General features: G+C 43.6%; 19 protein-coding genes. 14 read left to right on the plus strand and 5 right to left on the minus strand.

From position 1 onward, the window contains the following. Positions 1-204 precede the first annotated feature (204 nt). Together AC1DOV_RS26630 and AC1DOV_RS26635 are read right to left on the minus strand one after the other, a co-directional pair. A complete protein-coding gene (locus AC1DOV_RS26630) occupies positions 205-2,238 on the minus strand; it encodes an LTA synthase family protein (protein WP_477551454.1) in 2,034 nt (677 codons plus the stop codon). A gap of 27 nt (positions 2,239-2,265) precedes the next feature. Then, the gene (locus AC1DOV_RS26635; RefSeq protein WP_076266796.1) at positions 2,266-3,408 is read right to left on the minus strand and encodes a THUMP domain-containing class I SAM-dependent RNA methyltransferase; all 1,143 of its coding nucleotides are present in this window, start codon (positions 3,406-3,408) and stop codon (positions 2,266-2,268) included. A 142-nt stretch (positions 3,409-3,550) separates the two neighbouring features. On the opposite strand from AC1DOV_RS26635, the gene AC1DOV_RS26640 reads away from it, so the two are divergent. Continuing rightward, positions 3,551-4,183: an O-methyltransferase gene (locus AC1DOV_RS26640; RefSeq protein WP_477551455.1), complete on the plus strand. Its 633-nt coding sequence runs from the start codon at positions 3,551-3,553 to the stop codon at positions 4,181-4,183. 932 nt (positions 4,184-5,115) lie between these two features. Here AC1DOV_RS26640 and AC1DOV_RS26645 read toward each other — a convergent pair. After that, positions 5,116-6,339 carry an MFS transporter gene (locus tag AC1DOV_RS26645; RefSeq protein ID WP_076266798.1) on the minus strand — a complete coding sequence of 408 codons (1,224 nt, stop codon included), beginning with the start codon at positions 6,337-6,339 and terminating at the stop codon, positions 5,116-5,118. 320 nt (positions 6,340-6,659) lie between these two features. Here AC1DOV_RS26645 and AC1DOV_RS26650 point away from each other — a divergent pair, with 320 nt between their 5' ends. From AC1DOV_RS26650 to AC1DOV_RS26670, 5 genes are all read left to right on the plus strand, one after another. Continuing rightward, positions 6,660-8,327: a GspE/PulE family protein gene (locus tag AC1DOV_RS26650; RefSeq protein WP_076266799.1), complete on the plus strand. Its 1,668-nt coding sequence runs from the start codon at positions 6,660-6,662 to the stop codon at positions 8,325-8,327. Between the two features lie 35 nt (positions 8,328-8,362). Further along, positions 8,363-9,400 carry a type IV pilus twitching motility protein PilT gene (locus AC1DOV_RS26655; RefSeq protein ID WP_477551456.1) on the plus strand — a complete coding sequence of 346 codons (1,038 nt, stop codon included), beginning with the start codon at positions 8,363-8,365 and terminating at the stop codon, positions 9,398-9,400. 33 nt (positions 9,401-9,433) lie between these two features. Further along, positions 9,434-10,645 carry a type II secretion system F family protein gene (locus AC1DOV_RS26660; protein WP_339203571.1) on the plus strand — a complete coding sequence of 404 codons (1,212 nt, stop codon included), beginning with the start codon at positions 9,434-9,436 and terminating at the stop codon, positions 10,643-10,645. Between the two features lie 140 nt (positions 10,646-10,785). Further along, the gene (locus tag AC1DOV_RS26665; RefSeq protein ID WP_477551457.1) at positions 10,786-11,142 is read left to right on the plus strand and encodes a prepilin-type N-terminal cleavage/methylation domain-containing protein; all 357 of its coding nucleotides are present in this window, start codon (positions 10,786-10,788) and stop codon (positions 11,140-11,142) included. 71 nt (positions 11,143-11,213) lie between these two features. After that, positions 11,214-11,987: a prepilin peptidase gene (locus tag AC1DOV_RS26670; protein ID WP_477551458.1), complete on the plus strand. Its 774-nt coding sequence runs from the start codon at positions 11,214-11,216 to the stop codon at positions 11,985-11,987. Here AC1DOV_RS26670 and AC1DOV_RS26675 read toward each other — a convergent pair. Both AC1DOV_RS26675 and AC1DOV_RS26680 read right to left on the minus strand, forming a co-directional pair. Further along, complete coding sequence (locus AC1DOV_RS26675; RefSeq protein WP_477551459.1) at positions 11,984-12,490, minus strand: hypothetical protein; 507 nt, start codon at positions 12,488-12,490, stop codon at positions 11,984-11,986. The two genes, AC1DOV_RS26670 and AC1DOV_RS26675, sit on opposite strands and share 4 nt — an antisense overlap. A gap of 20 nt (positions 12,491-12,510) precedes the next feature. After that, positions 12,511-12,966: a type IV pilus modification PilV family protein gene (locus AC1DOV_RS26680; RefSeq protein WP_076266805.1), complete on the minus strand. Its 456-nt coding sequence runs from the start codon at positions 12,964-12,966 to the stop codon at positions 12,511-12,513. A 73-nt stretch (positions 12,967-13,039) separates the two neighbouring features. Here AC1DOV_RS26680 and AC1DOV_RS26685 point away from each other — a divergent pair, with 73 nt between their 5' ends. From AC1DOV_RS26685 to hemG, 8 genes are all read left to right on the plus strand, one after another. Beyond that, positions 13,040-15,013 carry a hypothetical protein gene (locus AC1DOV_RS26685; protein WP_477551460.1) on the plus strand — a complete coding sequence of 658 codons (1,974 nt, stop codon included), beginning with the start codon at positions 13,040-13,042 and terminating at the stop codon, positions 15,011-15,013. Positions 15,014-15,046: 33 nt separating this feature from the next. Continuing rightward, positions 15,047-15,556 (plus strand): type IV pilus biogenesis protein PilM, encoded by a 510-nt coding sequence (pilM, locus tag AC1DOV_RS26690; protein WP_477551461.1) that lies wholly within the window; start codon positions 15,047-15,049, stop codon positions 15,554-15,556. Beyond that, entirely contained in the window at positions 15,510-16,091 is a 582-nt protein-coding gene (pilM, locus tag AC1DOV_RS26695) for a type IV pilus biogenesis protein PilM (protein ID WP_477551462.1), read from the plus strand. Before pilM (AC1DOV_RS26690) ends, pilM (AC1DOV_RS26695) begins: the two co-directional genes overlap by 47 nt. Continuing rightward, a complete protein-coding gene (locus AC1DOV_RS26700) occupies positions 16,088-16,690 on the plus strand; it encodes a hypothetical protein (RefSeq protein ID WP_477551463.1) in 603 nt (200 codons plus the stop codon). The genes pilM (AC1DOV_RS26695) and AC1DOV_RS26700 overlap by 4 nt, the downstream gene beginning before the upstream one ends. Before the next feature lie 2 nt (positions 16,691-16,692). Beyond that, positions 16,693-17,382: a hypothetical protein gene (locus AC1DOV_RS26705; protein ID WP_477551464.1), complete on the plus strand. Its 690-nt coding sequence runs from the start codon at positions 16,693-16,695 to the stop codon at positions 17,380-17,382. A 211-nt stretch (positions 17,383-17,593) separates the two neighbouring features. Then, entirely contained in the window at positions 17,594-18,664 is a 1,071-nt protein-coding gene (hemE, locus tag AC1DOV_RS26710) for a uroporphyrinogen decarboxylase (RefSeq protein ID WP_441881012.1), read from the plus strand. Further along, a complete protein-coding gene (gene hemH, locus AC1DOV_RS26715) occupies positions 18,657-19,610 on the plus strand; it encodes a ferrochelatase (RefSeq protein ID WP_441881013.1) in 954 nt (317 codons plus the stop codon). Before hemE ends, hemH begins: the two co-directional genes overlap by 8 nt. A gap of 5 nt (positions 19,611-19,615) precedes the next feature. Continuing rightward, positions 19,616-21,082, plus strand: coding sequence for a protoporphyrinogen oxidase (gene hemG / locus AC1DOV_RS26720; protein ID WP_441881014.1), 1,467 nt, complete (start codon positions 19,616-19,618; stop codon positions 21,080-21,082). Positions 21,083-21,111 lie beyond the last annotated feature (29 nt).

Consider the following 21,111-nt stretch of genomic DNA (forward strand, 5'->3'; position numbering starts at 1 on the left):
TCAACATGTAAGCGGATTGCCTCCACTTTCGTTGTATCTTCATAATGCTTAAACTTTTGCCCTTTAACCGCCACAAAAATACACCCCCTAGAATTTCATCGGAATAACCTAGGGGTTTTTCCAATGTCTATTCTAAGGGGTGCACTTCATGTCGATTTGAAGGTTCTTTTGTTTTGCTTTTTCATAGCTTACTAAGCTGCAACGTTAACGACCAGCTGTCTCAAGCCCATTGCTGCTGCGAGCTTCTGTAGCGGTTTGCTCCTTGAAGTCAGCGATGAGATTGTTCATGACGATTTGATCCGACATGTTCAGCTCGGTGCGCGAGTCTTCAAAGGCACTTATGCAGCCGCTGACTGGTATGGATGCATTGTCTTGGATGTTCCAGCATGCTCCGTTCTCAGCGATGCCATCCGCTGAAGGCATAAAGTAGAGGGTACCATCAGTGAAGGCACCGTTTCTTTGCACGACCTTCTTGCCAAGAAGAGGATTCTCTATAAGCAGAGGCATGCCAATTAAATATTGATCAGCCGTCGAGATGCCGAGCAGATGCATAATCGTAGGCGATACATCAAGCTGACCACCTACATTCGTATACGTTCCTGCGTGCTCGTTCTTAGGCAAATGTATGAGCAGAGGTACCTGTTTCACAATCATTTGACGCTCTAAATCATTCAGCGGTTTGCCAAGGAAAGACTCAAACAACGACCAGTCATTAATTGAGTTGTCGTGATCCCCGTACATGACGAGAATCGTATGATCCCAAAGCCCTTCTGCTTTCATTCGATCAACCAGCTCACCGAGCGCGGCGTCTACATAATGAATGGACTGCAAATAATCCCCCATTAACGTACCATCCAGCTCGCCAAGGTTAAGCTTTTGCTCCTCTTCCGGCATCGTGAACGGATAATGGCTGGAGAGTGTGATCAGAAAGGAGTAAAAGGGCTGTTTCTGATCGGCAATGACGTCAAAGGATTGTCGGAAGAAAGACTTGTCACCGAGAGCCCAGCCGATTTTTTCATCTAGTTGAAAATGCTTTAAGCTGTAAAACTGATCATATTGCATGTTTTTGTACATCGTATTTCGGTTCCAAAAACCACCCTCATAAGAGTGGAAGACGGATGTCCCATAATCGTTTGCTTTCAAGGTGCTGGACATGCAATCGAATTCGTTTGGTGCATATTGGATGAAAACCGAGCCGTTCGTGACGGGCTGCATGGAGCAGTTTGCCATGAAATCGGCATCCGAGGTTCTGCCTTGAGCGGTTTGTTGATAAAATTGACTGAAATAAGCGCTCTGCTCGATTAAATCGTTTAAATTCGGGGTAATTTCTTGACCGCCGATTGATTTATTAACCATGAAGTTTTGGAAAGCTTCGAGCTGAAGCATAATGACATTGCTGTTTTTATATGCGCCAAATAAAGCATCCTGCTCGAGTATTTTCCGCTGGTCGGCGCGTTCTTGAATCCAGTTTTTTGCACCTGAATACTGCTCAGCGGTAACCGTCTCCGCATCCAGCCAGTGTTGTTTGACATAACGATACACATCATAGCCATGAAAACCAAGCGCACCCGTCATGTTGTAGATGGACAGATTCCACCAATTGCCGACCAAAATACCTTGTCCCCACGTACGCTTCGCTTCATTTACGTTTGTGAAAACAAGCGATGTTCCGATGCCAAAAATCACAGCGCTTAGAACGATGCGGACGATAGCCTTTTGCATGCCAGCAGGCTTGCGACGATACTCATTCGCTTGACGAAGATCGCTCCGCCCTCGCCATAATGCGTAAATCGCAAAGGGAATGATAACAATCCAATCTAGGAACAAAATAAAATCCGTCATTCGGAGAAGTGTGCCGATACTCTCGCCTAGGGAGTCCACTTGACTGAACTGAAGCAATACGGGAACGGAGATCAGATCTTGAAAGTAGCGATAATAAATAATATCGGCATACAAAACAAAGGATGCGATCAGGTTCAACACGATAAGTGCAACGATCCGTCCGCGTGCAGGCAGCCATATAGTCCAGAAGCTGAACAATAAAATGGCTCCGAGCTCGATAAGGGCATCTTTATCGGTCATTTTCATTTTTGGTACGTCAAGAATGGCATTGAATAGATAAACCTTAGCCATCATCACAGCCACAAATAAAAGCAAGTCTACAGCCTTCAGCCGCTCGAGCCCTATCAAAATCTTGCTCATCAAGCGGCGTAAAGCCGAGTGGTTATTATATAACATCTATAAAATATCCTTCCTCTTTCGTTACTATCGATTTCCGCGAGGGGGAAGCGGTCCAAAAAATTGCAAGTAATTACACTCGATACGCCCATTAAACAGCTTCCGCTTCTTATCCGCAGGACGTCCGAAATAGTGCTCGATTGTCGTTGATGGGCTAATCGAGAAATACGACCAAGTTGGGTAATGGAGCGCAGTCAATCCGAACTGACGCAGCGCAGCCTCTGCTTGTACATCATCGCCGAGACGTTCGCCGTATGGCGGGTTCGTAATAATAACGCCGTAATCGCCTTCAAGCTTCACTTTGGCAACGGGTTGTACAGTAAGCTTGATTTCTTTGCCGAAACCCGCTTTCTTAATAGCAGCTTCTGCGATTTCAATCGCTCCTGGATCAATATCAGAACCTGCAATTTGAAGTGGAACATCATCTTTTACCAAATCAAATGCCTCATCGCGCGCTTCATCCCACAGCTCATTCGGAATAAGCGGCCAGCCTTCGCTGTTAAAGCTTCTGCGAAGGCCAGGTGCGATGTTCCAGCCAATCATTGCTGCTTCAATCAATATCGTACCGGAACCGCAAAATGGGTCGTAAAGCGGCCGATCAGGACGCCAGCGGCTAAGCTGAACGAGAGCAGCGGCAAGCGTTTCCCTAATTGGAGCTTCGGTAGCTACTTTCCGGTATCCACGTTTATGCAAGCCATCACCTGTAGTGTCCAGCGTCAGCATGGCACGGTCATTCATAAGCGTAACTTCTATTACATAACGTCCGCCGTTTTCGGGAAACCATTCGGTACCATAACGTGCAGACATTTTATCAACGACCGCTTTTTTTACGATACTTTGGCAGGCGGGTACGCTTGTCAGCTGAGATTTTTGCGAGCGGCCATTTACAGGGAATTCACCGTCGTTCGGAATCCATGTCGGCCAATCAAGCGCTTTGGTGCCCTCAAACAATTCATCGAAGGTGGTAGCAGGGAATTCTCCCATTTTGATTAGAATTCTGCCTGCTGTGCGCAGCCAAAGATTGGTGCGGCAAATATCGATAGGACCGCCTGTGAAATTAACGCGTCCGTTCTCTACCTGAAGATCGGTATAACCTAGATCCTTCAATTCACGTGCAACAACCGCTTCAAGCCCCATTGGCGCAGTTGCGATCAATTGTAACTTTTCCATTTTACACTCTCTTTTCATTAATTCTTGGTGACCTTAGCTTCATATCTAAAGCATAAGCTTGTAACCCCGTGAACAAAAACATACAATCAAGTATAGGACAAACTAGCTTGTTTTTACAAATTGTAAAATTGGAGAGAGTAGAATGACGTTGCAAAATGAACAATATGTGGATTCGCTTTATGTGGCAGATGCTGATCTTGAGCGTACAAAAGCAGGTATAGCGGCTAATGGAATGCCGGATATATCAGTTGCTGATGGGTATGGCAGGCTGTTAACGATGCTTGTATCGCTGTCGAAAGCACAAAATATTATTGAAATTGGAGCACTAGGCGGCTATAGTGGCATTTGCTTGGCACGGGGCCTGCAAGAGGGCGGTAAATTAGTATCGCTTGAGCTGCTGCAAAACTATGCTGATCTAGCCAAGCTGCATATGGAAGCAGCTGGACTCGGAGATAAGGTAGAGTATATGGTTGGTGATGCGAAGCAAAGCCTTGCGGAGCTGAAGTCTGCTGGCAGGAAGTTTGATTTCTTTTTTATCGATGCAGATAAAGAAGGATATCCCATCTATCTGGACTACGCGATTGCACTCGCTAATCCGGGAGCGATTATTGTAGGCGATAATATTTTACTGCGCGGAAGAACGATCGATCCAGCCAAGGAAGGTCCAGCGGTTCGTGCCGTGCGCTCTTTTAATGAGATCATCGCAACAGACGATCGTTTGCAGAGCACGATATTACCGGGCTACGATGGATTAGCGATAGCGATAGTGAAGTAATAGAGCAAGCCCCGACCCCCTTCGGTATAATGCTGGAGGGGATCAGGGCTTTTTTTTGATAGTTGGTGGGAGTTAGGTTTGTTGGAAATACTCGAAGTAGGTTTTAAGAGCATATGTGTGCTTATGGGGTAGGAGTAACGTTGATTTGTGAGCTGTAAGAACCTATGTGTTCTTACAGCTTTTATTTGGTGTGTTGGGAGTGCTCGGAGTAGGCTTTAAGCACACATGTGTGCTTATGGGGTAGGAGTAACGTTGATTTGTGAGCTGTAAGAACCTATGTGTTCTTACAGCATCTATCTGGCGTGTTGGGAGTGCCCAGAGATGGCTTTAAGCGCAAATATGTGCTTATCGGGTGAAAGTAGCGACGATTTGTCAGTTGTAAGAACCTATGTGTTCTTACAGCTTCTATCTGGCGTGTTGGAAATGCTCGAAGTAGGTTTTAAGAGCATATGTGTGCTTATGGGGTAGGAGTAACGTTGATTTGTGAGCTGTAAGAATCTATGAGTTCTTACAGCTTCTATCTGGCATGTTGGGAGTGCTCGAAGTAGGCTGTAAGCGCATATGTGTGCTTATCGGGTAAAAGCAGCGTCAATTTGTGAGCTGTAAGAACCTATGTGTTCTTACAGCTTCTATTTGGCGTGTTGGGAGTGCTCGGAGTAGGTTTTAAGCGCATATGTGTGCTTATGGGGTAAGAGTAACGTTGATTTTTGAGTTGTAAGAACCTATGTGTTCTTACAGTTTCTATCTGGCGTGTTGGGAGTAATCTTTAAGCGCATATGTGTGCTCATACGTAGATGTCGCATGTGTCGTATCGTTTGAACTCATTAAGAACCTATGTGCATGTACAACGAGGGTACAACATTAATCTAAAAAAGGGTCATGAAGGAATTCGCATTCTCCTTCATGACCCTTTGCTGTCTCCATGTAATCGATCAGCCGTCCTTGACCGGCTCTTTTGGCTGTGGCCGCTTGCGAAGCAGCGACTGCCACACCCATCCAGCGTTAATCATGAGCATGACCGCAGATAAAAGAAATAAACCTTTAATGCCGATCCAACCGGAGAGGGCACCACCCGTGATCGGGCCAATCATGTTGCCTAGACTCATTGTGCTGGTGTTGAAGCTGTAGGAACGGCTCTCCATGCCGTCAGGTGTGTATTTTCGAATAAGGGAGTTTACGGCTGGGATAAGCCCCCCGAGAAAGATGCCAAGAAAAAAGCGGGCAATGAGCAATTGCCATACTGTGCCTGCCATCGCTTGTGGAATAAAGGCGAGCGACGAACCAACAAGCGCTACGCCAAGTACACGCTCTGCGCCGATTCGGTCACTAAGCTTACCAAGCAGCGGCGAGGACACGAGATTGGAGAGTCCGGTGACTGATCCGACGAAACCTGCCAAGAAAGCAAGGTTGGCCGTTGTCCCGTGAAGCTCCTGAACATAAAGCGGAATAAGCGTCATTGGGCTCATCATAGCGAATTGAATGAGAAAAGTGACGGCAAATAACGCAGTAAGCTGAGGAATGCCGCTTAATTTCCGAAAACCTTCGATGACGGAGGCTTGCACGCGAGCAGCTGCTTTCATGCGGTCAAACGGTTCTTTTACAACAAATAGAGCAAGCAGCGAGGCTGCGAACAGCAAAGCTCCTGTCAGGTAGAAGATCGGCCTAAAGCCAATAGAATCCGCGAGCAAGCCGCCAATAAATGGGCCAAGTATCGTTCCGGCAATGCCTCCTGATTGAATCGTTCCCATCGCGAAGCCCATCTTGTTTTTTGGCGTTGTTGCTGAAATTAATGCGATAGATGCAGGGTTGAAGCCGGATATTGTCCCATTCACCATTCGAAGCAGCAGCAAGTGCCATGGAGTTGTGGCAAACCCCATCAATACCATAACGATGGACATACCGAAACCAGAGCGGAGCAGCATCATTTTGCGACCGTACCTGTCAGCCATCTTTCCCCATATAGGTTGAAAAATAAATGACGTCACAAAGTTGCCCGCAAAAATAAGCCCAGCCCACACGCCGATCTCATGCTTATCGGTTAAACCTAAATCAAATTGCAAATAGAGGGACAGGAACGGAATGATCATCGTCATCCCAGCCATAACGAGAAACTGTCCGAACCACAACACGATCAGATTTTTTTTCCATTGTTCCATAAGAAAATTATAACATATGTGATCGATTCTAAAAAATTGCTTCTAATAAAATGATTAAAATCTACGAGTTTAAAATATTGATTAAATAATTTTTCTTCTTATTAAACGTTTATATTTATAATGGGATTATTTTCATAGGTCATAAGACCCTATTAAAATAGTTGTCCGCTTTATTAGGCTGAAATACTTATAGATTAGAGGAAAATATAGTTCTAAAGTCATTGACAGACATGCTAGAACTTGATTTAATTAAATCAAGTTCCAAATTGTGAGAATATTTTTAGTATATCTACAAATTTATCGATAGATGGTGATGAGTTATGTCAGGTTTTCGTAAGCGAATAGGAGATTTGCTAGTCGAGTCTGGCGTAATTAGCGAAGAACAGCTGCAGCAGGCATTAATTCAGCAACGGGAATTAAAGACTAGGCTTGGCGACGTATTGATTTCAAAGGGTTACATAACACAACAGCAGTTTATTGAAGCGTTGGAATTTCAGCTAGGCATACCGCATGTACAAATCTATCGCCAGAAGATAGATCCTAAGATTATACAACTTATTTCTCAGAAGCTGGCCGACCAGCATTGTGTCATGCCGCTTCGCATGGAAAGCAATAAGCTGATTCTAGCAATGGCTGATCCGCTAGATTACTTCGCAATTGATGAAATACGTATTGCTACGGGGCTTCGAATTGAGCCAGTAATCGCTTCTAAAGATGAGCTTGTACGTGCCATTAACCGTTATTATGGGCTGCAAGATACAATCGAGCAGATCAGTCAAAATTTGCAGCTAAAAGATATAGACGAAGATCACGCGATTTCGGATGAGGATTCTCCTGTCGTGAAAACCGTCAACCAAGTTATTGTACAAGCTGTGCAATTGGGTGCAAGTGATATTCATCTTGATCCGCAGGACGGAAGCTTCCGCATACGTTATCGTGTGGATGGTGTGATGAGAACGGAGCGAACGCTCCCGCCTAATATGCATGGCATTATTGTAGCCCGAATTAAGATTATGGCTAATTTGAACGTTGCTGAGCGACGTCTTCCGCAAGATGGACGAGTGGAGCTCGATATTGATTTTCGAAAGGTTGATGTCCGGGTTTCGACTTTGCCGACGATTCATGGTGAGAAGGTTGTTATTCGAGTATTAGATCTTGGAAATTCATTGGCGGATATTTCAAAACTAGCGTTATCCGAGCGTAATGAACAGGTCTTTCGCAAAAGCATTGAAATGGCTTATGGGGTAGTACTTATAACAGGTCCGACAGGAAGCGGTAAGTCTACAACACTATATTCAGCGCTTGCCCATTTAAACAAAGAAGACGTGAACATCATTACAGTAGAGGACCCGGTAGAATATCAGCTTGAAGGTGTAAATCAGGTTCAGGTTAATTCTACTAGTGGTTTGACATTCGCGAGAGGATTACGGGCTATTTTGCGGCAGGACCCGAACATCGTAATGCTAGGAGAAATTCGTGACACAGAGACAGCAGAAATTTCAGTACGTGCCGCAATGACTGGACATCTGGTTCTGAGTACATTACATACGAATAACGCAGTGAATTCAATTACAAGATTAATAGATATGGGAGTAGAGCCCTTTCTTATTTCGTCTTCTGTCAATTGTATCGTGGCACAGCGGCTTGTTAGACGAATTTGTAAGCATTGCAAGCAGAGATACACGCCGATTGATAAGGAATTAGAACTTATAACAAGCTATGGCATTCGAACGGATCACCTATACAAAGGTGCGGGCTGCGGAGAATGCGGTCGCACCGGCTATAAAGGCAGATTAGCCATTCATGAAGTGTTGCTTGTAGATAATGAACTTCGCTCCTTCATTATTTCTAAGCGATCTGACAATGAGTATTATGAACATGCACTCAAGCAAGGAATGATCCCAATCATGGTGGATGGATTAAGTAAAGCAGCAGAAGGGCTTACAACGGTTACTGAGGTTTTTCGTGTGTTAGGACTTGGAGAATAAAGGCTAGTTAGTTATTGCCAGGAGGGGGGCTGTACATGCAGGCAGAGGAAATGCTTCGCTTAGCTCATTCCAAACAAGCATCTGATATTCACATCACAGTTAATTCTCCCATCATATTCCGAATTCACGGAGAATTAATACCCATAAATGATGAGTTACTAAAGCCGATTGATACGCTCGAGCTCGCTAAGCAATTCATGAATGAAGAACAGTATACTGCGCTTCAACAAAACGGTGACGTTGACTTTTCTTACGGAGTAGCAGGACTCGCCAGATTTAGAATAAACGCGTATAAGCAACGAGGCAGCGTTGGACTTGCTATTCGAATAGTTCCCAGCCGAATTCCTACTATGGAGGAGCTGCGGCTGCCTCGGATGGCGTCTGAATTTGCGAAGAAACCACAAGGTTTACTTCTAGTAACTGGGCCTACGGGAAGCGGGAAGTCTACCACGTTAGCATCCATCATCGACCATCTAAACCGAACGGAAAATGCTCATATTATAACACTTGAGGACCCTATAGAGTTTATATATGATCATAAGAAATCGATGGTCAATCAGCGTGAGGTTGGTCTGGATACGCCGTCCTTCTCTGATGGTCTGCGGGCGGCACTTAGACAGGATCCAGATATTGTACTCGTAGGTGAGATGCGAGATTTAGAAACAATAAGTACAGCAATTAGTGCAGCAGAAACCGGTCATCTCGTATTTGGCACTTTACATACTGCGGACGCACCGCAAACGATAGATCGTATTATTGATGTTTTCCCACCTGCGATGCAGGCGCAAATTCGAATTCAGCTTGCAGCCGTTTTACTAGGCGTCATCTCACAACGTCTATTGCCTAAGTCCGAAGGACATGGAAGAACAGCTGCCTTTGAAGTGCTTGTCAATACGCCCGCTGTTTCAAATCTAATACGATCTGAGAAGATTTATCAAATACGTTCTGTTATGCAGACTGGCAAGGCGCTAGGTATGCAGACAATGGAGTATGCGCTGCGGGAACTCGTGCAGCAGGGGCAGGTTAAAATAGAAGCAGCACGTGAAGCGCTATTCGGATTCGGTGAGTTATAAGTTTAATATTCGAGTTTCATTGGAGTGGGTAAAATGCCGAAATATCGGTACAAAGCGATTACTTCCAGTGGCAAGAAGTCAATTGGAATTCTTGAAGCGAATACGATGCAACGTGCACGCGAGGCTCTGAACGAGAAGGGCTTGTGGGTCACGGATATATTAGATACGAATGAAACGACGCTATACAAGGATATATCGTTTGGCGGGCCGCGAGTCAAGATGGATCAGTTTACTGTCTTTTGCAGGCAGTTGGCGACTTTGTATCAAGCTGGTATTAGTTTAGTAGAGGCTGTTCAAATTTTGAGTGAACAGACAGATAGCAAAACCTTATCCAAACTTCTCGCAGCCATTGCTGAAGAAATGAGAGGCGGCAAACAGTTCTCTGAATCAGTGTCCGCATACCCTACCGTCTTCTCGCCTATATTTGTCAGCATGGTTCAGGCAGGTGAAGTGGCCGGAAATCTGGATACGATGTTGCATCGGTTAGCTGTTTTCTTCGAAAAAGAGCGCAACACAAGAGAAAAGGTAAAGTCAGCAATGGTCTATCCGACGGTGATGCTCGTAATGATGGTTCTCGTCGTTATTTTCATGATGCTTTTTGTTATTCCTCAGTATGTGACAAGCTTTGCGGGAATGGGAATCGAGCTGCCATTGCCAACGCGCATCGTTATGTCAGTTAGTGAATTTATGCAAAACTTCTGGTATATCGTAATTGCTGCAATGTTTGTGCCTAGCTTATTATGGAAATTTATTAGACGCACAGCTTCCGGCAGACAAAAGTTGGACTTCATGCTTCTCAAAATACCGGTATTCGGCACATTATGGCATAAGCAAGCAATTGCCCGTTTCTCAAGAACGTTTAGTTCGCTTATAGCTGCTGCTATTCCGCTTATGCAAGGCTTGTCTATCGTCTCAAACGTTGTAGGAAATGAGGCAATGGGGAAGGTGATTTCGGATACTCGGGAAAAGGTTCTAAGTGGGGAAACGATGTCAGACACACTTAAACAATCCAATCTTTTTCCCCCTATGGTTGTTCAAATGATGGCTATCGGCGAGCGTTCAGGTTCAACTGAGGGCATGCTGGATAAGGTTGCTGATTTCTATGAGTCAGACGTCGATCAGATGGCGGATCGTCTCAAGGCGCTTCTAGAGCCGCTTATGATTGTTTTGCTAACGGGGGTAGTAGGTGTCATTGTTATGGCGGTCATGATGCCTACCTTTAAGATGATGCAGAGCTATTTATAGATTGATGGTACTAAATTAGGGAGAATGCGGTATTCATTCTGAGCATAGATGTACCCCTTGCTCAGAGCTGCTATATGTAGTATTGGTATCTTGGTTTTAATTGTTTTAAATATGCTTTATAAATTGAGAGGAGAATGTTTATGTTGATGGCATTGAAACGGAATCAAAAGGGTCTTACACTTATCGAGTTGCTTGCGGTGCTAGTGATTGTTGGGATTATTGCTGCAATTGCTATCCCAGCTATTAGCGGGACAATTGAAAAATCGAAGACGAAAGCAGATACTGCCAGTCAGCTTATGATACAAGAGGCGGCATTACGTTATGTCATTGAACTTGATACCGAGCCAGCAGATGGTACTACTTATACTCAGGAAACTCTTGTGACTGCAGGATACCTTAATAAAATAATAATTTTTAATGACAAAAAAGAGAGAACTATAACGGCTAAAAAAGGTACAAGTGGATGGACAATTGAAGTCGTTAAAGTTACAACTTAAATCCATATTCATTAGAAAGGCAACCTCCAAGGTTGTCTTTCTATAAATTTTTCAAGCAAAGAAGGGTCAAAATGACTACACCAGCTATAATCGCATTCGCGTTTTTGGGGCTGCTTCTTAGCGGTGTGCTTAACGCTGTTGCTATCCGATGGGATGAACGGCTTCTTTCTGTTTATCCACCTACATACGAAATAAATAATCAAGTAAATCCGAAATGGTACGCTACAGTGCCATTGCTATCAGTAATAATCTCGACGTTCAAGACCGCTACAAGTAACAATCATATTGTGTGGCGATACCCAGTAGGCGATCTCATAACGACCGTTCTGTTTGCTCATGCAGCCTTTTACATAGGCTGGAAGCTCGAACTGTTCGCTGTTCTATTTTTCATCAGTATTTTAGTTATCATCGTACAAACAGATTTAACCGATATGATTATTCCAAATAAAGTGGTAGCTGTTGGTGTAATCGGCGCGGTATGCATTCGACTATTCGTTCATCCGCTTTCGATATTGAATTATGGCATCGCAGCTTTTGTTGGCAGCGGGGCGTTGTTAATCATAGGCATCATTGGAAATAAGGTGTTGAAGAAAGAAACGATGGGTGGCGGAGATATCAAGCTTTATGTGTTCATAGGCTTGATCTTAGGCGTGAAGCTTACCTTGCTCAGTTTGTTTCTCGCCAGTTTATTTGGATTAATCGGAGGGCTTGCTTTAATTGCAACAGGGGCACAATCCAGAGGCAAAACGATACCGTTCGGACCCTATATCGCTGTTGGTGCGTTAGCAGGGTATTATTGGGGGAACGGCTTGATAGGATGGTATTTATCTTTGCTAGAGTTTTAGCTGGTTCGCTGAGTAGTATAAACAACGGTCGATGTTTTTTTTATCGAATGATTTGGCAGCTTCATCTCAAGGGTAATCTCTATTCTGCCGTCGTTGGCATCAAATAGAATATTTTCTACATGATCAGAGAATGTGAAGCTTGAGGTTGGAGTTGCGGCTACAACGTTCTCAACAATCGGTTTATAAGAGACTGTAAGTGATTTCGAAGAGCTATTGTAAGTGTAATCAACCACCTCATCGTTCTCAGAACTAACAAGGCGCAAATTACTAGATTTACTCACTAATGGAGCTGGTGAGTAGCCTTTACGGACTGTTTTCACAACTTGGCTCATGATATCCCTTTGCTGTTGAAGTGTTTTCTCTCTTGCTGAAACCTGATTTAGACTCATATTTGAATAATTTAGCAAGTAGATTAAGAAGCCTAATATAATGACCGAAAGAACAAGAACGGCAGTAACTTCAACAAGTGTCAATCCTTTTTCATTTTTTAAAAATTGTCTCATTCCGTTCACCTCAATCGATATTATTTGTATTCAACATACGCTTCTAATTCGAATTTTTTAGAAGAAGAGACCTCGATACAATTGACGGTAACTCGGCGGAATATGGAGTCTAAGTCGGATACTGCTGTATCTGTAAGAGCTACTGTTCCTAATGAAGCTGTATGAGATTGAATGTCCAGTTCATACCGCCGATCAATGGCATCCGGATAATAAATGGTGGTTGAGGCAAGATTCCGCAGATTCTCTAGTGAGATGGCTTGTCCATATACAGTAGTTTGTGCACTGTTCGTTTTTAGTTTGTTTTTGATTTCTTCCATCACATTTCTAGCCACTACAACTGCTTCATCTGATTTTTCATTTGATTTGGTATCTAATGCGGTTTGCTGCAAAATGAATGTGATACCTAGAACTGCGATGCCTAATAAGACGATGGAGCCCAAAACTTCTATCAATGTTAATCCTTTTTGATTGCGCATCGGGCAGCTCCTTTAAAGTTAAGTAGTCGGATCGATTTACTCATAGAATAATATGTTTAAGGGGGAAAAGGCAATGATTAAATCTTTTCAGTCCGAAAAAGGCGGAACGTTAATGCTTGTTTTTGGATTTATCGTAATGATTTCCATTGTAATAGCTCCGCTTGCTATGAGTACGAGTGTTGGATTGTTGCAAGCCAAAACAAACGCAAATTCAGAGAAGTCTTTCACAGATGCTCATTCAGGTATGACCGTGTTCGCTAGAATGTATGAGGATATGAAACAGATTGATGAAACGAACAATACATTGCCAAACATCGAACGGTTGGTTCAGATTGTCAATGGAATGCACCAATTAAACGTCCAAGCGGATATTGTGAATGACAGCGATAATAAGCCGATTGCTGTAGTCTTTAAAGCAGGTTACGGAAACGGGAATCAGGTTCGTGCAAGCGAGCTAAGGTATAATTTAGTTCCGCTTCATGAACCTACTTCTCCTCCAATCATCGTTGTTCCAACGCCAACACCAACGCCAACGCCAACTCCAGGCTCTACACCATCACCAACCCCGCCGGTCCCTTCAACTGGCAATAAGGTCATTATGAAAAATAGTAACAACACAACAGATAATAAGGATAACAAAAACAATAAAGTGTTTGCAGCATGCTACATATTGCCTGCAACGGGACAAGCGCTGCCGACGTCGCATATTTTAAATGACTATACAGATGCTCAGTTTAAAGAATGGTTTGCTCCGACAGCAGATTATTATATCAATCATTCCTCAAACGTAATCTCAAACGCATTCCAGAATGTGTTCTCGGATAAACGGTTTAGTGAGGTTGCTGCACTGGTAAGTAAAGTCACATCAATTGAATTGTCTAAAAGTGAGTCAGGATCTGCAATTATTAATGCCGAAAATGTCAATATAGGAGGTACGTCAAGCACTATTATCACAAAGGATATAGTTATTGATTCCGATAGTAACGGGAATTCTGTTGTGGCAAATGGAGATTTGTATTTCAAGGATATCATCAAAGCAGAGATCCTATTTAAAGGCGACGTACGTGTCGGAGGGAATTTGAGATTTAGAGAACTCGCTGCTGACAAATCGATTACTTTTAAACAAGATGTTCTTGTAAAAGGAAATGTCGTCATTGGTGATACGGGAACGAATGGCACAATCGTTATTGATGGTGATCTAATTGTGAATGGTAATTTAGTGGTAAATAATACACTGACAAACTTTTTTGTCAAAGGCGATATTATAGTGAATGGTGACATTGAGTATAAGAGTACCGTTCTAAGATGGCATGTCGACGGCGGTATGGTTGTGAAAGGAAGTATAAATGCAACGAACGGTATTACTAGCTTTGATGTGAAAAAGGATATTGTTGTTCAAGGCGGGATGCTCTTCACCAATCCTGTTGCAGAGTCAAGAGATGGTGTAACAGGATTATTCTCCATTGGGGGGGCCTTGAAGGTGAAAGGAATCCTTCAAATTAAAAATACAATTTATAGCTTTGTCGTCGCAGGAGATGTCATTGCTAATCATAATTTAATCATTAATGATGTCATTAAGAAAAACTTCCAAGTGGGCGGCTCTATATATATAAAAGGGAATATGCTACTAGCAAATACAGTTTTTGATTTTAATGTTCTTGGCAATGTAATTGTGGAAGGAGATTTTACAGTTAATAGTACTATCGAGAAAGCATTCAATATTAAAGGCTCATTAGTGTCAAAAGGAAATATTGTTTTTAATAATACTATACAAACGGATGCGTTTATAAAGATTGGTGGAAATCTAATTTCTAAAGCAGATTTAAACTTTGGTGAATGGCGACTAAATGGGAGCCTAGATGTTGGTGGTATGCTTTTAGTATTTAAAGACGCTACCTTTGGTGACTTAAAGAAGGACTGGAATAGTAATCAAACCAAAGGTTTTTACGTAGGTGGTACAACGAAGTTTAATTCGGAGTATGCAACCTCTACATATCTAGATGGTCTTGTTAAAGGACACATACAAGAACGTATCTGCATTAAGTAACTACATTATGCACTGCCGGAAGGGGGATGAGAAATGAATCAGTCCATACTTAGAAAACTAACTAATGGTCATCAAACCCTTGGTATTGAAATCACAGACAGCTATGTTAAGGTTTGTGAGATTCAACAAAAGGGCAAGAAGGCTGTTCAATTAATGAACTATTCCTCAAGAGAGCTGCCAGTGGGTGTTGTTGACGATGGAAAGGTCATGGATAAGGAAAAGCTGCAAGCTGTATTGAAAATAGTGTTGGACTCCAGGCGCTTTGGAAGTCGATACGTTCATTTCGCCATTCCTAGTCAAAGAGTGATGGTAAGAAGTCTCAAGCTGCCGGATATCGTAAATGTTGAGCTTAAGAAGCTTGTACAGTTCGAAGTGAAAAATAACTTGAGTATGGCATTTGACGATCCTTATTACGATTTCATTAAGCTGCCGAAGGCTGTTAACGCTCAGGCAGTGCTACCATCGGAAGAAGCGAATTTATGCGAGGTGTTGGGTGGTGGCTGCATCAACGAGCATATTGCAGGATTATGTAGATATTTTTGAACAACTGAAATTAATTCCTTGCAGCATTGAGATCAAGTCATTCTCCCTACTGCGGTTAGTAGAATGGGGGCATATCGATGTTGAAGGAATTAATATTATCGTTAATGTAAATGAACTAAACAGTGAGATAACTATTATAGAAGATGGACATTTCAAAATTACCCGTAATGTTGAGGTATCCTTCAAATCCTTAGTCACAGAACACGACATTGAGCAAAATCTTTGGCTAGATAACTACTCAAACCCTGAGCAATTTTTCATGAATGCTGCACAGGATTTAATAGCAGAGCTAGAGCGGTTAATGAATTTTTACTACTACAATATCAATAAGAGTGAACGTACATTCAGCCGAGTAATAGTCTCAGGTGATATTTTACAACTAGATAAGCTTGTTTCTTTAATGGAGGATAGTCTAACCCCGCCTGTAACGCTGCTGAATTTGGATCTAATATCTGAAGCAGGAAAAGACAGTAGCTTCAGTATTCCAATGTATGCCGTGCCGCTTGGTTTAGCTTTGAGGGGGAAGGAAACATGAAATCAATAAATTTACTGCCTATGAAGCAAAAATCAAACTCCAAAAATCCAAAGCTGCTGCCGCTGATGTTGTTATTAATGTTTATTTTGTTAAGCGCGCAGCTGTACTATACGAAGACTTGGCAAGCGGAAGCTAGCAGATTTCAACAGGAGAGCTTACGATCGGAGCAGGAAGCCGACAAAATCCGTAATAACGGCGATTTGAAGGTTAAGGTGGACGCATATAAACAAGCTGAGCAAATGATTGCCCAATTAGAGCTTAATCGAACGGAATGGAAGTCGTATTTGGCGGCCATTATTGGAAATCTGCCTTTGACAACAAAAATAGTGACGATATCCGCTAGTGATGATCTGAAAATTAGTATGGAGCTCGATTTTGTAAATGCATCTGAGGTGATTCAATATATGAAGGTCTTGGAGGATAATGATAAGCTTCAAGGTGTTGTATTATCTTCTTTCTATAAGAAAGCGGACGAGCAAACGTCTGCGGAAGCTGTTACTTCAGGTACAAATGGCGAAACCGTCATAGAAAAGAAAAGAAAAGAAGTTTATAAGCTAACCTTAGTCATTGAGCTTAATAAGGAAAAAGGAGCTCAATAAATATGGAGATCAAATTGAAAGTTGCCAAGCCGTCGCTTACTAAATTTCAGATTTATTTTATCATTGGGATTGCTATATTGGTATTGGTGAACGCAGTATCTTTGTATGTTTACCTATTACCTGAGCTAGAGAACTTGAAGCAAGTTAAACAAGTGTTAGTACAAAAAAAACTGACGCTGCAAAGTGTGAGAAACGAATATTCCGATGAGAAAATATCAGAGAAAGAGATAGAACAATTAACGAACCGTGTGCCTGTAAGAAGAACTGACTCAGATAACCTCATTTTTTTTCAAGATTTAGCGTTGCTCTCTATGGCACCGCTAGCTTATGTAAAGCAATCGAATGAGGATGAAAATATTCCACAAACCTCTGAGACTGCGGTGCCAAATTTAAATACCATTACTAATAACCTCGAAGTGGTTGTCGTTGGTCATCTTCCTAGTCTATTGCTCTATATCGACAATATGCAGAAGCATGAACGGTTGTTCACATTACAAAAATGGAACTTGACGGAATTAACTAAAGAAATCGTTAGTAATGATTATCCAGATTTATATTCGCATCCTTTCATTAAGAAAGATAAACCGATTCTTTCCTTGCGAATGAACATTCAAACGTACATATTTCCTCAATATGCAGACGTTTTCCGTAAAGTCAGTGATACGGAGAAAACTCAGGAGCAATCAGCCTAATTCAAGGGTATGTCATAAGTACAAGATGGCTTATTAGTTAGAGTGCTACAGCTCTTATTAATGAAGCCATCTTTTTTTCATACATCCTTCATGCAACCTGCTGCTGATTGTCATACTATTGTCATAGGAAGTGGAGTGTCGGCGGTTGTTAGGTTTGCGGAAAAAGGGCATAATGGAAGCATAGGAAAATACATAGAAATGGGGAACGGGAATGTCTTATAACGACCGTTTCATACGGGCTTGCCGGAAGGAACAAGTAGATCAATTACCTGTATGGTACATGCGACAAGCGGGACGATATGATCCTGAGTATCGCAAAATAAAAGAGAAGTATTCTTTGCTTGAAATATGCAAACAGCCGGAGCTTGCGGCTGAAGTAACGATGATGCCGGTTCGTAAGCTGGGCGTCGATGCAGCTATTTTGTATTCTGATATTATGAATCCAGTAGCATCTATCGGAATTGATTTTGATATCGTAGCTAATATTGGGCCCGTAATTGCGAACCCGATTCGTTCGGCTGCTGATGTTGAGCGCTTGAAGCCGATTGATGTGGAAGGCGATCTAGGCCATGTCATCGAGACGATTCGGATACTAGACCGTGAGCTGGAAGTGCCGTTAATTACGTTCGCTGGTGCGCCATTCACCATTGCCAGCTATTTAATTGAAGGAAGACCATCCAAAAACTATTTGCGTACGAAAGAAATGATGTACAGCGAGCCGGAGCTATGGCATGAATTGATGCGTAAGCTTGGCGACATGGTCATCACTTATTTGCGCGCGCATATCGCGGCAGGCGGTAAAGCCTTTCAATTGTTCGACAGCTGGGTAGGCGCTTTGACGCCAGCGGATTTCCGGAAATTCGTCTTGCCGACGATTGAACGTATTTTTGCAGAATTGTCAGACTTGCCGCAGCCGAAAATTTACTTCCCAGGCGTAAGCTCAGGAGAGCTGCTTCCGGAACTATTAAATGTCAAAACAGATGTCATCGGTCTCGACTGGCGGGTTTCGATTGCAGAAGGCCGTCGGAGACTGGATCATGGCTTTGCCGTGCAAGGCAATCTAGATCCTACAATTCTGACTGCGCCAATTAGCGTGATTGAGTCGTATGCGAAAGAGATCATTGATAGCGGAATAGAGGAGCCAGGATTTATTTTCAACCTTGGTCATGGTTTGTTCCCTGAAGCATCACTTGAGAAGCTGGCTCAGTTAACTGCATTCGTACAATCGTATTCTAAAAAGGCAATCGCTGCACGCAGCCATAAGGAGACTAGTCATGTCTGAGCATAAAGCGAAACAAATAGGCGTACTTGTAATGTCCTACGGAACGCCGGAATCGATGGATGATGTTGAAACGTATTACACGCATATTCGCCGCGGCAATGCACCAACGCCTGAGCTGCTTGCTGAGCTTAAGGGTCGTTATGAAGCGATTGTTGGCGGGGTTTTCCCACTGCGTGAAAATACGAACGGTCAGGTTGCCGGCTTGCAGGACAAACTAGAGCAGCTGGCTCCTAACAAATTCACATGCTACCAGGGCTTGAAGCACGCAAAACCGTATATTGAAGACGGTGTTGAGCAAATGGCGAAGGACGGCATCACACAAGCGGTAGGAATCGTACTTGCGCCACATTTTTCAACGATGAGTGTGGGCAGTTATATTAAGCGTGCGGAAGAAAAGGCGAAAGAGCTAGGTATCGCGATGACTTTCGTAAAGCAATACCATATGCATCCAAAATTGCTTGAGGCGCTTACGGATCGCGTTGTAGCTGGATTAGAACGCTTGGATGCTGCTACAGATGGTGAAGAGCGTGTGAAGGTGCTTTTTAGCGCGCATAGCTTGCCTGAAAAAATTCGTGAGCTTGGTGATCCTTATGAGCAGCAGCTGCTTGAAACTTCTGCAGCGGTTGCGAAGGCAGCTAATGTGAAGGATTGGCAGTTTACTTGGCAAAGCGCAGGACGGACAAGAGATCCTTGGCTAGGCCCTGATATTTTGGAAACATTGCCAGTGCTCGCAGAAGAGGGCGTAAAAGTGGTACTTGTTGCACCCGTTGGTTTCGTATCAGATCATTTGGAAGTGCTGTACGATCTTGATATTGAAGCCCAAGCTGCTGCGAAAGAGCTGAATATGACTTTGGATAGAATTGCGATGCTGAATCGTGATCCTTTATATATGGAAACATTGGCAGAATCGGTCATCGAGGCTTTGGACAGCCAAGGGAAGGAATGAATGAGATGCGGAGAATCGGAAAACCTGATCGAATTGTCATTATTGGCGGAGGGATCAGCGGACTGAGCTCCGCTTTTTATTTGCAGCGGGAAGCGGAGCGGCAAGGCAGGGAGCTGGAGATAACCATCGTAGATGGGGCTCCTGCCTTAGGCGGAAAAATTAATACGCTGCAGCGTGACGGGTTCGTCATTGAGAAAGGGCCGGATTCTTTTTTGGCGCGCAAGCTTGCCATCATTGATTTGGCGGAGGAGCTTGGCATAGCGGACGAGCTTACGACAACGAATCCAGGAGCGAAAAAAACATATATTTTGCATCAAAGAAAGCTGTTTCCGATGCCAGCGGGACTCGTGCTTGGGGTTCCGACTGAAATTGGGCCGTTCGTGAAAACAGGCTTATTGTCATGGGGCGGCAAGCTGCGGGCGCTGATGGATTTGGTGCTGCCTGTTCGCAAGGAGCAAAGCGATGAGTCGCTTGGCGGTTTTTTGGAACGGCGAGTGGGCAATCAAGTGATGCGGCGCATCGCGGAGCCGCTGCTTGCAGGTATTTATGCAGGTGATTTGAAAAAGCTAAGTCTGCAAGCTACGTTTCCGCAGTTTGCCGCGTCAGAGCGCAAGCATGGCAGCCTGATTCGCGGCATGCAGCATAACCGTAAAGTGAGTGCTGCTGCAGGAGCGCTTCCAGCCGTCGCAAAGGGTGGAACTTTTTTGACGTTCAAGGGTGGTTTGTCTTCGCTAGTTAACGCACTAGATAAAGCTTTGAGCAAAGTGCAGCGACGACTCAGTACAAAGGTTGTGGAAATTAAACGATGTGCGGATCTAGCATTAAGCAGCGATCAAGCTGTTTCGAATGCGTCAGAGGGAGCTCGTTATGAGGTTGTCCTTGATAGCGGCGAGACGCTGTGGGCGGATCAAATCGTGATGACGGCACCTGCATATAACGCGGCAGAGCTGCTTGCGCCTTTGACAGAAGTTAATGAGCTGCGCGCTATTAATTATGTATCGGTAGCGAACGTCGTACTGGCATTTGATAAAGCGACGTTTGGGCTCGATTTTGACGGATCGGGATTTGTAGTGCCTCGCTCAGAAGGATTGCAAATTACTGCTTGCACATGGACATCAAATAAATGGCTGCATTCGAGTCCGAATGACAAGGTGCTGCTACGCTGCTATGTCGGACGGTCGGGTGATGAAGAAAGCGTTAGGCTTCCGGATGCTGAGCTTATTAAGGCTGTGCGGCGAGATATTGAAGAAACAATGGGCATAAAAGCAGAGCCTTTGTTTGTTGAAATTACGAGGTTGCCGCGCTCCATGCCGCAATATCCGGTGGGTCATGTTGAGAATATGAAACAGCTGCGAGAACGCTTCGAAAAGGAGCTGCCAGGAGTTTGGATTACAGGTGCAGCGTTCGATGGAGTAGGTCTTCCGGACTGCATAAGACAGGGCAAGGAAGCTGCTCAAGAACTATTAAAGTAAGCTCGTAATAATAGTTCTCCCCGCGAAGG

It is taken from the genome of Paenibacillus sp. 01T47 (assembly GCF_056398245.1).